The organism is Bordetella bronchiseptica, assembly GCF_900636925.1.
GTDB lineage: Bacteria > Pseudomonadota > Gammaproteobacteria > Burkholderiales > Burkholderiaceae_B > Bordetella > Bordetella pertussis.
Genome location: NZ_LR134326.1, coordinates 2,649,336 through 2,662,539, shown reverse-complemented (window position 1 = coordinate 2,662,539; position 13,204 = coordinate 2,649,336). Strand labels below are relative to the sequence as shown.

General features: G+C 73.1%; 7 protein-coding genes. 3 read left to right on the top strand and 4 right to left on the bottom strand.

Going from position 1 to position 13,204, the window contains the following annotated elements; genetic code table 11:
- The first annotated feature begins 46 nt into the window (after nucleotides 1–46).
- From EL288_RS12430 to EL288_RS12420, 3 genes are all read left to right on the top strand, one after another.
- Entirely contained in the window at nucleotides 47–862 is an 816-nt protein-coding gene (locus tag EL288_RS12430; protein ID WP_126621951.1) for a YggS family pyridoxal phosphate-dependent enzyme, read from the top strand.
- Complete coding sequence (gene pdxK, locus EL288_RS12425; protein WP_050483032.1) at nucleotides 859–1,713, top strand: pyridoxine/pyridoxal/pyridoxamine kinase; 855 nt, start codon at nucleotides 859–861, stop codon at nucleotides 1,711–1,713. The genes EL288_RS12430 and pdxK overlap by 4 nt, the downstream gene beginning before the upstream one ends.
- Nucleotides 1,714–1,813: 100 nt before the next feature.
- Nucleotides 1,814–4,786, top strand: coding sequence for a GAF domain-containing protein (locus tag EL288_RS12420; RefSeq protein ID WP_033450964.1), 2,973 nt, complete (start codon nucleotides 1,814–1,816; stop codon nucleotides 4,784–4,786).
- On the opposite strand, the gene treY is transcribed toward EL288_RS12420, so the two are convergent.
- From treY to glgX, 4 genes are read right to left on the bottom strand one after another with little or no spacing between them, the layout of a single operon-like run.
- The gene (gene treY, locus EL288_RS12415; RefSeq protein WP_033452366.1) at nucleotides 4,777–7,320 is read right to left on the bottom strand and encodes a malto-oligosyltrehalose synthase; all 2,544 of its coding nucleotides are present in this window, start codon (nucleotides 7,318–7,320) and stop codon (nucleotides 4,777–4,779) included. The genes EL288_RS12420 and treY overlap by 10 nt on opposite strands.
- Complete coding sequence (gene malQ / locus EL288_RS12410) at nucleotides 7,317–9,335, bottom strand: 4-alpha-glucanotransferase (RefSeq protein WP_126621950.1); 2,019 nt, start codon at nucleotides 9,333–9,335, stop codon at nucleotides 7,317–7,319. The genes treY and malQ overlap by 4 nt, the downstream gene beginning before the upstream one ends.
- Nucleotides 9,332–11,086, bottom strand: coding sequence for a malto-oligosyltrehalose trehalohydrolase (gene treZ / locus EL288_RS12405; protein ID WP_033456568.1), 1,755 nt, complete (start codon nucleotides 11,084–11,086; stop codon nucleotides 9,332–9,334). The genes malQ and treZ overlap by 4 nt, the downstream gene beginning before the upstream one ends.
- The gene (gene glgX, locus EL288_RS12400) at nucleotides 11,083–13,203 is read right to left on the bottom strand and encodes a glycogen debranching protein GlgX (protein ID WP_126621949.1); all 2,121 of its coding nucleotides are present in this window, start codon (nucleotides 13,201–13,203) and stop codon (nucleotides 11,083–11,085) included. The genes treZ and glgX overlap by 4 nt, the downstream gene beginning before the upstream one ends.
- Between the last annotated feature and the right edge of the window lies 1 nt (nucleotide 13,204).

Sequence of the window (13,204 nt, the reverse complement as noted above, 5' to 3'; positions counted from 1 at the left end):
TTATATACTTTGTCATAGGACAAATTCTATAGGATTCGAAACAGCCATGCACGCCGATACTGCCCAGGATGCGCCCGACGCGGCGGCGCGTTACCCCCGCGCCGACAGCGTGGCCGATTTCGAGCACAACCTGGCGGCGGTGCGGGCCCGCATGGCGGCGGCCTGCCAGCGGGCCGGGCGCGACCCGGCCGGCGTGCGGCTGTTGCCGGTCAGCAAGACGGTGGACGAGGCCCGCATCCGCATGTCGTATGCCGCCGGCTGCCGCGAGCTGGGCGAGAACAAGGTCCAGGAGGCCTACCGGAAATGGGAGGACATGGCCGACCTGGCCGACTTGCGCTGGTCGGTGATCGGCCATCTGCAGACCAACAAGGCCAAGCTGGTGGCGCGCTTCGCGGCCGAGTTCCAGGCGCTCGACAGCGTGCGCCTGGCCGAGGCGCTGGAGCGCCGCCTGCAGGCCGAGGGGCGCGCGCTGGATGTGTACGTGCAGGTCAATACTTCGGGCGAGGCCAGCAAGTACGGCCTGCATCCGGACGAGGCGGCGGCCTTCATCCGCCAACTGCCGAGCTACGGCGCGCTGCGTGTGCGCGGGCTGATGACGCTGGCGGTGCTGTCGGCCGACGCCGCGCGCGTACGGCAGTGCTTCGTGCTGCTGCGTACCTTGCGCGACCGCCTGCGGCAGGAAGCGCCGGCCGGCGTGAGCCTGGACGAGCTGTCCATGGGCATGTCGGGCGACTACGAGATCGCCATCGAGGAAGGCGCCACCGTGGTGCGGGTCGGCCAGGCGATCTATGGCGCGCGCGCCTTGCCCAACGATTATTACTGGCCTGACAGCGGCGCGGCGGACCGGGCGGAGGATGAATGATGAAGCTGGCGGCCCCCAATCCGCAGGCGCTTGCGCCGCTGCCCATCGACGTGGTGTCGATCCAGTCGCAAGTGGTGTACGGCCAGGTCGGCAACAGCGTGGCCGTGCCGGTGTTCAATGGCTTCGGCCTGCGGGTGGCGGCGGTGCCCACGGTGGTGCTGAGCAATACGCCGCACTATCCGAGCATGCATGGCGGCGCCGTGCCGCTGGATTGGTTCGAGGGTTATCTGGCCGACCTGGGCGCGCGCGGCGCGCTGGCGGGGGTGCGGGTGGTGCAGCTGGGCTACCTGGGCGGGCCGGCGCAGGCCGAGGCGCTGGGCCGCTGGATCGCGGGCCTGGTGGCGGTGCGTCCCGACCTGCGCGTGCACATCGATCCGGTGATCGGCGACCACGACAGCGGCGTGTACGTGGCGCCCGGCATGGTCGCGGCGTACCGCGATCATCTGCTGCCGCTGGCGCAGGGCTTGACGCCCAACGGCTTCGAACTGGAATGCCTGACCGGGCTGCCCACCGGCACCATGGAGCAGACCATCGCCGCAGCCCGCACCCTGCTGGGCGGGCGCGCCCGCTGGGTGATCGTGACCAGCGCGGCGCCGGCCACCTGGCCGCCGGGCCGGGTGCGCGTGGCGGTGGTCACGCACGACGACGCGCAGGTGCTGGAGCATGCCCATGTCGACACGGCGCCCAAGGGAACCGGCGATATGTTCGGTGCTGCGCTTACCGGCCACCTGCTGGCCGGCCAGCAGGTGGCCGAGGCCGCGCGCCGCGCCGCCCTGCAGGTCATCGAGGCGCTGGAACGCACGCGCGAGGCGGGCTGCGGGGAGCTGCTGCTGGCGGGGCCGCTCAGGTAGCGTCGTGTTACCTCGCGTAGTGGTATGACCGGCGCGGCCTGCAATACAGTGGTTCATCGGGCCGGCGGCAGCCGGCCATGGCCGCCACACGAGGACCGCGATGCTGCGCAAGGGAGACCGGGTTTCCAGCCCGTGGACGAATACGCTGGCGCGTCTGGAGGACGAGCGGGTGATGCTGCAGCGCATCGCCGCAGGCGTGCCCTTGACCGATGTGCTGCTGCACGTGATGCAGGCGGTCGAGGCGCAGTCCAGCGTGGAGCTGCTCACCTCGATCGCGTTCGTAGATGACTCGGGCATGCGCCTGCGCCATGTGGCGACGCCCAGCCTGCCGGCGGCCTATGTGCAGGCCACCGATGGCGCGGCGATCGGCCCGGGCGTGGCGTCGTGGGGCGCGGCGGCGTTCCTGGGCACGCCGGTCTATGTCGAGGACCTGACCGTGCATCCCAATTGGCCGCCCTGGCGCGAGGCGGCGACGCAGCACGGCTTGCGCGCCTGCTGGTCCACGCCGATCAAGGCGACCGACGGGCGCACCCTGGGCGTGTTCTCCAACTACTATCGCCAGCCGCGCCTGCCCACGCGCGAGGACATCGAGGCGATCGCGCTGGTGACGCGCACCGCGGCGCTGGCCATCGAGCGCCACCTGACCGAACAGGCGCTGCGCAACAGCAGCGTGCGCTGGCGCGGCATGTTCGAGCGCATGCAGGAGGGTTTCTTCCTGGCCGAGGCGCAGCGCGACAGCACGGGCAGCGTGGACGATTTCACGCTGCTGGAGATCAACCCGGCATTCGAGACGCAGAGCGGGCTGGCCGTCGGCCAGACGCTGGGCCCCATGCTGCGCGTCATGAGTCCGGCCGCGGCCGACAGCATCATGCGGATCTTCGTGGGCGTGATCGAGAGCGGCGAGCCGGCGCAGTTCGAAGTGGAAGCGCCCGGGCCGCCGCAGGCCTGCTACGAATGCCGCGCCGGCAAGGAAGGGCATGATCGGGTGGCGGCCTTGTTTCTCAATGTGACGGCGCGCAAGCTGGCCGAGAGCGAGCTGTGGGAGCGGCAGTACCGCAAGAATTTCCTGCTGACCCTGGGCGATCGCATGCGCGAAATCCACCAGCAGGACCAGATCGAGCAGATGGTGTGCGAGGAGTTGGGCCGGCACCTGGAACTGGGCGCGGTGGCGGTAATGGAATCCGTGCCGCAGCGTGGCGACCGCATCGCCGCAAGCTGGGGGCCGCGGCCGCCCTACGATGGACGGTCGATGCTGGAGTCCGCGCCGCTCACGCCCGATTACTACGAGGCGGTGCGCAAGGGGCGCACGGCCTATCTGTCGCCGTATCTGGCCGGCCCGGCGGGCAACCAGCAGCCTTCGGCCATCGTGGTCCCGCTGCGCCGCTGGGGCCGCGCCGACGGCACCTTGCTGGTGCGGCCCGATCCGACCCATCCGCTCAAGGGCACGGACATCGCTTTTATCGAAGAAGCGGCCGAGCGTATGTGCGAAGCGATCGAACGTTCGCAGTACGCGCGCGTGCTGGAACAACGCGTCGAGCACGCCATCGCCGAGCGCGACCGCATCTGGCGCCTGTCGCCCGAACTGCTGGCGGTGGCCGACCATGGCGGACGGCTGGTATCGGTGAACCCGGCAGTGCGCGCCATATTGGGCTGGTCGCCCGAACAGTTCCTGGCGATGGGGCTGGACGAGGGCGTGCATCCCGAGGACCTGGCGTCGATGCAGGCCACGCTGGAGGCCGAGCCCGCCGAGGGCATGCAGCCGGTGCGGCACCTGGAAAGCCGCCTGCTGCACAAGGACGGCAGCTATCACTGGATTACCTGGAGCCTGTCGCGCGCCGAGGGCAATGTGTACCTGGCCGGGCGCGACGACACCGACCTGAAGGCGCAGGCCGAAGTGCTGCGCCAGACGGAGGACGCCCTGCGGCAGTCGCAGAAGCTGGAGGCGGTGGGCCGGCTGACGGGCGGGATCGCGCACGACTTCAACAATATGCTGCAGGGCATCTCCGGCGCGCTGTACCTGATAGACCGCAAGCTGCGCCGCGGCAAGCCGGAGGAGGTCGGCAAGTATGTGCGCACCGCCCAGGAATCGACCGACCGCGCCGCGCGGCTGACCCAACGGCTGCTGACTTTCTCGCGCCAGCAGGCCATCGATCCGCAGGTGTTCGATCCGGGCGATATCCTGCGTTCCATGGATGAGCTGTTTCGCCGCTATACGGGCGAGCAGGTGCGCCTGACGCTGAAGCTGCCGGCGCAGTCGTGGCGGGTGCGCTGCGACATGAACCAGTTCGAGAACGCGGTGCTGAACCTGGTGATCAACGCCTGCGACGCCATGCCGGCCGGCGGCGATCTGGAGATCGAGGTCGCCCACCGCGAACTGGACGCGGCGGCGGTGCAGACCAATCCCTGCGCCGAGGCGGGCGAGTTCGTCGAGGTCTGTGTCTCGGACATGGGATGCGGCATGGCGCCGGACGTGCTGGCGCGCGTGTTCGAGCCGTTCTTCACCACCAAGCCGATGGGGCAGGGAACCGGCCTGGGGTTGTCGATGATTTATGGTTTCGCCCAGCAGGCGGGCGGCATGGTGACGATAGCCAGCGTGCAGGCCGAAGGCACCGCGGTGCGGCTGTTCCTGCCGCGCCATGTGGGCGAGCCCGTGGCCCTGCCGGCGCCCGAGTCGTCCGAGCCGCCCGCCGCGCCCGCGCATGCGGCGGTGGTGGCGCTGGTGGAGGACGATGAGCATGTACGCGACATGGTGCGCGCGGCGCTGGAGGAGCTGAACCTGACCGTGCTGACGGCGGCCGACGGCGACGCCGGCCATCGCCTGCTGCAAAGCGACGCCAGGATAGACCTGTTGTTGAGCGATGTAGGGCTGCCCGGCATGAACGGCCACGCGCTGGCGCAGGCCGCGCGGGCGCTGCGGCCGGCCCTGCGCATCATTCTGATGACGGGCTACGCCGATGAACGCGAGAATGGCTGGGCCCGGCAGGAGCGCGACGTCAGCCTGATACGCAAGCCGTTCTCGCCCGGGGAGCTGACCGCCCGCGTGTGCCGCTTGCTGACGACCAGTCAGGACTGAACGCGGCACAGCGCCACCGGCCAGCGCGCGAGCAGTTCGCTCAGCGCCAGGGCGCGGCCCTGGTGGCCGGCGTGGGTAAGGATGTCGCGCCAGGGCGGGGCGTCGGCCGGCAGGTGTACGCAGGTGTCGCGCCAATGCGCGGCGGCGTCCCGGTCCGGTCCGGTCTGCCCGGCCAGCGCCAGGGCGCTGGCGCGCGGCACGACGATCAGGGCCTGTTGCGGCCCGCGGGTGCGCAGGCAGGCCAGCACATGCCGGGCGCGCGCGCCGCTGACGCGCAGCCAGCGGCAAGCGCCGTGTTCGAACAGCGCGGGTTGCTCGCGGCGCCATTGCAGGGCGCGGGCCACCAGGGCCTGCTTGGCGCGGCCGTCGCGCCACAGCTCGGGCAGCGCCAGCGCGCCGTTGCCGAGACTGGCCAGCGCGCCGCGCCGCGCGGCGTAGTCCACGGCGCGGCGGTTGTCCGGGTCCACCAGGCTGAGGTCCCACATTTCACAGCCTTGGTATAGATCCGGCACGCCGGGCAGGCCCAGCCGCAGCGCGGTCTGGGCCAGGCTGTTGACCAGTCCGGCCGGCGCCAGCCGGCGCGCCAGGGCGGCGACGGCGGGCAGCGCCGCGCCATCGTCGGCCAGGGCGCGCAGATAGCGCGCGCACAAGGTTTCGTAGGCCAGGTCGGGACAGGTCCAGCTGCTGCGCTGCCTGGCTTCGCGCAGGGCCTTGGCCTGCCAGGCGGCCACGCGCCGCAACAGCGCGGCCATGCCGGCCTGGTCGTCGGGCGCGAGGTCGGCGGGCCAGGCGCCCACCAGGGTCTGCAGCAGCATGTAGCGGTCGGCCCAGGCGGGCGGGGCGGCGCTGCCGCCGGCGTCGGCCAGCCATTGCCGGGCCCAGTCGCACCATTGTTGCGGCATTTCGCTCAGCACCGCCAGGCGCGCGCGCACGTCCTCGCCGCGCTTGTGGTCGTGGCTGGCGGTGGCCAGCAAGGCTTGCGGATGGCGGCGCGCGCGCGCGGCCACACTGCGGCGCAGCGCGCCGCCGCCCAGCGCGAACTGGGCCGGCGCGGCGCCGACTTCGTTGCGTGAGAGCAGGGTGCCGTCGCGGTAGAACCAGGTATCTTCGAGGGCCTTGGCCGCCAGGGGCGGGGTGAGTTGCTGCAGGCGCCGCAGCGCCAGACGGTGCGGCGCGTCCGCCATGCGTCCGTCGAGAGCCAGGCAGAGCGCGGCCAGCAGCGCCTGCTGGGCAGGGTCGAGGTGGGCGTTGGCGCGGGTCTGCGCCGTCTGGCGCCAGGCCTGGTCGGCGGCCTGGCCGGCGCCGCCTTCGGCATAGGTGCGGTAGACGGGAAAGCAGGCCAGCCATTGCGTGAGCACAGGGTCGATGGCGGCCGCCGAGGCACGCAGTTCGGGCAAGTCGGCCAGGCTGCGCGCCAGCGCGCGCCGCTCGGCGCCGAAGTGGCGCCGCAACAACCGTAGACGTATCCGCCGCAATTGTTCGCGCCAGTGTGGCCAGGTGCCGGCATTGTCGCGCCAGAACGCGGCCAGCGGCGCGGCGCCGCGCGCGTCGTGCAGCCAGGCCGAGGCTTCGTTCATGAAGTCGTAGCCGGTGGTGCCCTGGACCGGCCAGTCGGCGCGCAGCGTCTCCTTGTCGCCGAGGATCTTCTCCACCACCACATAGGGTTCGGCGCTCAGGCCGCGCGCGGCGCGCGCCTGGCCGGCCTGCGCGAGCTCGGCGCGCAGGCGGCGGCAATAGGCGCCGGGCTCGGCCAGGCCATCGACATGATCGATGCGCAGCCCATCGATCAGGCCCGCGCGGTACAGCGCCAGGGGCAGTGCATGCACGGCGTCGAATACCTCGGGCCGTTCGACCCGCACGCCCACCAGATCGCCGATCTCGAAGAAGCGCCGCCAGTTGATGGCCTGCGCCGCGCTGCGCCACCATGCCAGGCGGTAGGCCTGCGCCCGCAGCAAGGCATGCCATTGGGCGGGCGTTCCGCCATGGTGCAGCAGCAGCGCGGCCATGGGCAGGCTCGCCGGCGCCAACGGCAGGTCCAGCCCGTTGGCATGCAGCGCCGGCGTGCCGTCGGAGCCGGCGCGCAGCCCGATCTCGCCGCTGGCCAGCGCGGCGCGCGCGCCGCAGGTGAGCACGGGCAGCAGCACCCGGCCGCGCAAGGTCCGGCCGGGGGGGCGCCAGTCGATGTCGAACCAGTCGGCATAGGCGCTGGCCGGACCGTCGCGCAGCACCTCGCGCCACCAGCGATTGTCCGGATGGGCGGCCATGTGGTTGGGCACGATGTCGAGGATCAGGCCCATGCCGCGCGCACGCGCCGCGCCGGCCAGGCGCCGCAGCGCCGCCAGCCCGCCCAGTTCGGGGTTGACCTGGGCGTGGTCGATCACGTCGTAGCCATGGGTGGAGCCGCGCCGCGCGCGGGCGACCGGCGACAGGTACAGATGGCTGATGCCCAGCGCGTCGTAGTAGTCCAGCTGGGCGGCGGCGGCGTCGAGCGTGAAGCCGGCATGCAACTGCAGGCGGACGGTGGCGCGGATCATGGCCGTCCCCGGTGCGCGGCGATCGCCGCCAGCGCCAGGCGCGCGGCCGGCTGCACCAGCATCGCCGCGGCGGTTGCGGGCATGCGCCGGCGCCAATTGGGATGGTCCGGGCAGCCCGGCACGTTGGGCTGTTCGGCCAGCCCCGCCAGATCCTCGAGCGGCACCAGCATCAGCGGCGCACGGCTGCGCGCCACATGGGACAGCAGGGCGGCGCAGGGCGGCTCGGCGGGCGGCGCCGTAGCGGCCAGGCCGGGCGGGGCCGCCTGGCGCCACAGGGCGCGCCGGTCCTGGTCGCGCTGCCGGCGCTGCGCGTCGGCCTCGTGCGCAGGCACGCACCAGTCCAGATCGCGCGCCTGCCACCAGCCTCGCAGGGTAGGCAAGTCGTGCGTGCTGGTCATGGCGACGGCGCTGGCGGGCCAGCGGCCCGGCGGGCGAAAGCGTCCCGCGCCGCCTGGCCCGGTCTCGCGCTGCAGCCACAGTACGTCCATCCCGAGCACGCCGTGCGCGCGCAGGCGCGCGTTGAAGTCCCGCGGCACCGTGCCGAGGTTCTCGCCGATGAGCACGGCGCGGTGGCGCCACGCTTCCAGGGCCGCCAGGCGCAGCAGGTCTTCGACCGGAAAGGCCAGGTACGCGCCCTGGTCGGGCGGCGCGCCCTCGGGGATGACCCAAAGGCGCGCCAGGCCGAGTACGTGGTCGATGCGCACGCCGCCGGCGCTGGCCAGCGCGCGGCGCAGCATGTCGATGTAGGCCGCGTAGCCTTGCGTGGCGAGCGTGGCGGGCGAGCAGGCGGTCAGGCGCCAGTCCTGCCCGCCGGGGTGGCGCAGGTCGGGCGCCGCGCCCACGTTCAGCCCGCCGAGCATGGCGTCGGGCTGGGCCCAGGTCTGGCTGCCGGCCGGGTCCACCCCGACGGCGAGGTCTGCGATCAGTCCCACGCCCATGCCTGCCGCGCGCGCGGCGGCCTGGGCGTGCGCCAGGCTGCGCCGCGCCAGCCACTGGGCAAAGACGTGGAAATCCATCTCGCGCGCATGTTCGCGCGCGCAGCCGGCGGCCAGCGCCGCGGCGGGGCGGCGCCACGCCGCCGGCCAGCCGCGCCAGTCGGTGGCGCCATTGGCCGCGTGCAAGGCCTCGAACAGGGCGTGGTCGCGCAGCGCCTGGCCGCCTTCGGCGCGAAAGCGCGCCAGTTCGGCGGCGCGCGGGTCGTCGGCGGCCAGGCCGCGGTGCAGGCGCCGCAACATGGCCAGCCGCGCGCCCGCGGCCTGCGGCCAGTCGATCAGGGGGCCGTCGGCGCCGGACGAGGGCCGGCGCGCGGCGGCGCATTCGGCGTCGCTGAAGGTGTCGAGCGGGTCCGCGTACAGGATGTTGAGGAACAGCCGCGTGGAGGGCGAGTACGGGCTGCAGCGCCGCGGAGCGGCGGCAAACAGCGCGTGTGCGGGGCTGAGCGCCACCGCGTCGGCGCCGTGGCCCGCCGCGGCGACCGCCAGTTCGGCCAGCGCGCCGAAATCGCCATGGCCGCCATCGGGGTCGGCCGTGCCGCGCAAGCTGTAGATCTGCGCGGCCACGCCCCAGCGGCGCGGCCGTGGACTGGCGAGCAGGCGCGCCAGCGTGGGCGCGCGCGGCGGCGCGACCGCCAAGGCGATGGACGCGCTGCCCAGCCGCAACGTGTGGTAGCCGGGTTGCCTGGGTGCGCGCAGCGCCAGGCCGCCGGCGCCATCGGGCTCGGCCAGGCCGTGCGCCACCTGGCCGTTGTCCAGTTCGATGGCGTAGGGCGCGGCCGCGTCGCCGGGCACGCGCAGCATCCCGCCGGCGCGCGCGGTCAGCATGGCCGGACGCCGGGCGCGCCAGCGCGCCAGGGTGTCGGCGGCCTGGGCCGGCGTGGCCGCGGGCAGGTCGAGCGCGGCCAGTACCGCGCGCAAGACCGGCGGGGCGACGTCACGCGTGCGGCCCCATACATCGGTCCAGCGCGGCGAGACGCCCGCCAGCGCGCACAGCCGGGCGAGGGCCTGGTTCTCGCTCATGGCGCGGGCTCCCACAGCGCCAGCGCGCAGCCGCCGCGCAGCACGCCGGCGGCCAGGTCCTGGCCCGCGCCGGCCAGTGTGGCATAGGCCAGCTGGCCCGCCGGCGGCGCGGGCACGATGACGCTGCCGGGCAGCAGGTTGGCGTACAGCGTGAGCCGGGCGCCATCGCCCAGCCGCCACGCGGCGCGCACCGCCGCCGGGCCCAACGCCGCGGCGCCGTCTGCGCGCGCGCCAGTCAGGCGCCCGCCCAGCAGGCGCGCGCGCAGGCGTAGCAGTTCGCGGTAGTACTCGAACCAGGCCTGGCGTTCGGCGCCGGGCGGCGGCCAGGGGCACGAGCGGCGGTAAGTGTCCGGATCGTTCGGGTCGGGCGGGGGATCGCAATCATGCATCGACGCCGCGAACTCGCGCGCCCGGCCCGCGCGCACCGCGGCGGCCAGCTCGGGACCGTGGCTGGTGAAGTAGAAGAAGGGCGCGGTCGAGCCGTACTCTTCGCCCATGAAGAGCAGGGGAATGTGCGGCGCCAGCAACTGCAACGCGATGGCCGCGCGCAGGGCCGGCGAGCCGGGAGCGAGCAGCGAGGTCAGCCGCAGGCCGTCGGCGCGGTTGCCGACCTGGTCATGATTGTGCAGGAACAGCACGAAGGCCCACGGCGGCAGGTGCGCGCTGGGCTCGCCGCGCGCGCGCCCGCCGCGCGTGGGCGCGGCCTGGCCCTGGTACACGTAGCCTTCGCCGAGCGCGCGCGCCAGCAGCGCGGCGGGCGCCTGCGCGTAGTCGGCGTAATAGCCCTGCCGCTCACCGGTCAGCAGATGGTGCAGGACATGGTGGGCGTCGTCGTTCCATTGGGCATCGAACCCCTGTTCAAGCAGGCTGGCCTGGTTGGCGTCGTTTTCCACCACGAGGTGGACGCGGCGGTCCGGGCAGGCCGCGCGCGCCTCGCGGGCCAGCCCGGCCAGCCAGTCGGTGCGGCCCATGGCGTGCACGGCGTCGAGCCGCAGGCCGTCGAAACGATATTCCCGCAGCCAGTACAGCGCGTTGTCGATGAAGTAGCGCTGCACGGCCTGCTGCCGATAGTCGATGGCCGCGCCCCACGGCGTGTCGGCGCGCGCGTCAAAGAAGTCGGCGGCGTAGCGATGGAGGTAATTGCCGTCGGGCCCGAAGTGGTTGTAGACCACGTCCAGCATGACGCCCATCTGCAGGCCGTGCGCCGCGTCGATGAGGGCCTTCAGTTCATCGGGCGTGCCGTAGGCGGTGTCCGGCGCGTACGGCAGCACGCCGTCGTAGCCCCAGTTGCGCGGGCCGGGAAAATCCGCGATGGGCATGAGTTCGAGCAGCGTGACGCCCAGGCGCGCCACCTCGGGCAGGCGGCGGCGCAGGCCGGCGTAGCCGCCGCACAGGCCGGCATGCGCTTCGTAGATGACGCTGTCCTGCCAGGGACGGCCGCGCCACCCGGTGTGGCGCCACGGATAGCGGTCGGGTCCGACTACCACGCTGTGGCCGTGCACGTCGCCGTCCTGCAGCCGCGAGGCGGGGTCCGGTACGGCGCAATCCGCGGCGAGCCGATAGCGATAGCGCAGGCCGGGCGCGCCGTCCACGATGGCCTGGGCGTAGCCGTCGGGGCCGGGCCGCAGGGCGATGGGCGCGCGGCCTTCGATCTCCAGGGCGAGCGCGGGCGGCGCGCTGGGGGCCCAGAGCCGGAAGCGGATCTTGCCGGGCGCGCAGACCGTTGCGCCCATGGCGGCCGGCCGGTTCATGGCGCGTGCGCGCCGTCGACCGACGCCGTCAACAGCAGCACGGCGCGCGCGCCCACGATCGCTTCGCCCCCATCGCAAGGCGCGGCCGGCGCCTCGGGCGAGGCACTGTCGAGCGCCAGGGTCCAGGCCAGCGTCGGCGCCGGCAGGACGCAGGGCCGCGGCTCGGCCGCGGCGTTGCACAGCAGCAGGGTGACGTCGACGCGGCCAGGCTGGGCCGGGTCCGGCAGGGCGCGGCGCAGGACCAGCAGACGGCCTTCGGGCGCGTCCCAGTCCGCGGACGTCATGGGCGCGCCCCGCCCATTGAACCAGTCGATGGCGCCCAGGCCTTCCTGCCATTGGTGCGCGGGGTCGCCGTAGCGCGTCGCGCGCAGGCTCGGGTGGGCGCGGCGCAGCCCCGCCAGCCGTGCGGCGTAGGCGGTCAGGGCGCGGCCCGGCGTGCTCTGGGCGACGGCCCAGTCCAGCCAGCCCATCGGGCCGTCCTGGCAGTAGGCGTTGTTGTTGCCGCCCTGGCTGTTGCCGAACTCGTCGCCGGCCAGCAGCATGGGCGTGCCGTCGGCCAGCATGACGGTGGCCAGCAGGGCGCGCTGCACCCGGGCGCGGGTTTCGCGGATGGCCGCGCTGCTGGCGGCTCCCTCGACGCCCCAGTTGCTGCTGTAGTTCTCGCCGTGGCCGTCGGCGCCGTCCTCGCCGTTGGCCTCGTTGTGGCGCTCGGCGAAGCTGACCACGTCCTGCAGCGTGAAGCCGTCATGGGCGGCGGCGAAATTGATGCTGCTCCAGGGCCGCCGGTGGCGGTGGTCGAACACGTCGCGCGAGGCGGTCAGGCGCGTCGCCAGCGCGCCGGCCATGCCCGGGTCGCCGCGCCAGAAGCGCCGCGCGGTGTCGCGGAACTGGTCGTTCCACTCGGCCATGCCGGGCGGGTGGCGGCCCAGCTGGTAGCCGTCGGGGCCGACGTCCCAGGGTTCGGAAATCAGCTTGACGCGCGCCAGCACCGGATCCTGCAGCAAGGCGTCGAAAAAGCCGCTGCCGGCATCGAAGCCGGTACCCTCGCGGCCCAGGGTCACGCCCAGGTCGAAGCGAAAGCCGTCGACGCGGTAGTGGACGGCCCAATGGCGCAGCGAGTCCATGACCATCTGCAGCACGCGCGGATGCGACAGGTTGAGGGTGTTGCCGGTGCCCGTGTCGTCGATGTAGCGGCGCTCGTCGCCGGGCACCAGCCGGTAATAGCTGGCGTTGTCGAGCCCGCGCCACGATAGCGTGGGACCGAGTTCGTTGCCTTCGCAGGTGTGGTTGTAGACCACGTCCAGGATGACTTCGATGCCGGCCGCGTGCAGGCGGCGGATGGCGCGCCGCAGGTCGTGGGGCTGGCCGTCGGCCAGATAGGCCGGCTCGGGCGCGAAGTACGCCAGGGTGTTGTAGCCCCAGTAGTTGCGCAGCCCGCGTTCGACCAGGGTGCGGTCCTGCAGGAAGGCATGCACCGGCATCAGTTCCAGCGCGGTGACGCCCAGCCGGTGGAGATGGTCGATGAAGCGGGGGTCGGCCAGGGCGGCGCAGGTGCCGCGGATGGGTTCGCGCAGGTCGCTGCGCAGCATGGACACGCCGCGCACGTGCGCTTCGTAGATGACCGTGTGCGCCCACGCCGCGGCGGGGCGCCGCGTTGCGCCCCAGTGGAACGCCGGCTCGGTCACCACGGCTTTGGGCACGCCGGCGGCGCTGTCGCGCCGGTCCATGCTGAGGTCGGCGCGCGGGTGCTGCATGCGGTAGCCGAACAGCGCGTCCGACCAGCGCAGCGCGCCGGTCAGGGCGGTGGCGTACGGGTCGAGCAGCAGCTTGTGCGGATTGAAGCGATGGCCGGCGCGCGGGTTGTACGGCCCGTGGGCGCGATAGCCGTAGACCAGGCCCGGCTGCGCGTCGGGCAGGTAGCCGTGCCACACCTCGTCGGTGCATTCGGGCATGGGCAGGCGCGCCAGCTCCTTGCGGCCGCGCGCGTCGAACAGGCAAAGCTCGATGCGCGCGGCGTTGGCCGAGAACACGGCGAAATTCACGCCCAGGCCGTCGCTGGTGGCGCCCAGCGGGGCGGGCAGGCCGGGCAGCAGTCGGTCGGGCAGCGACGGATACATG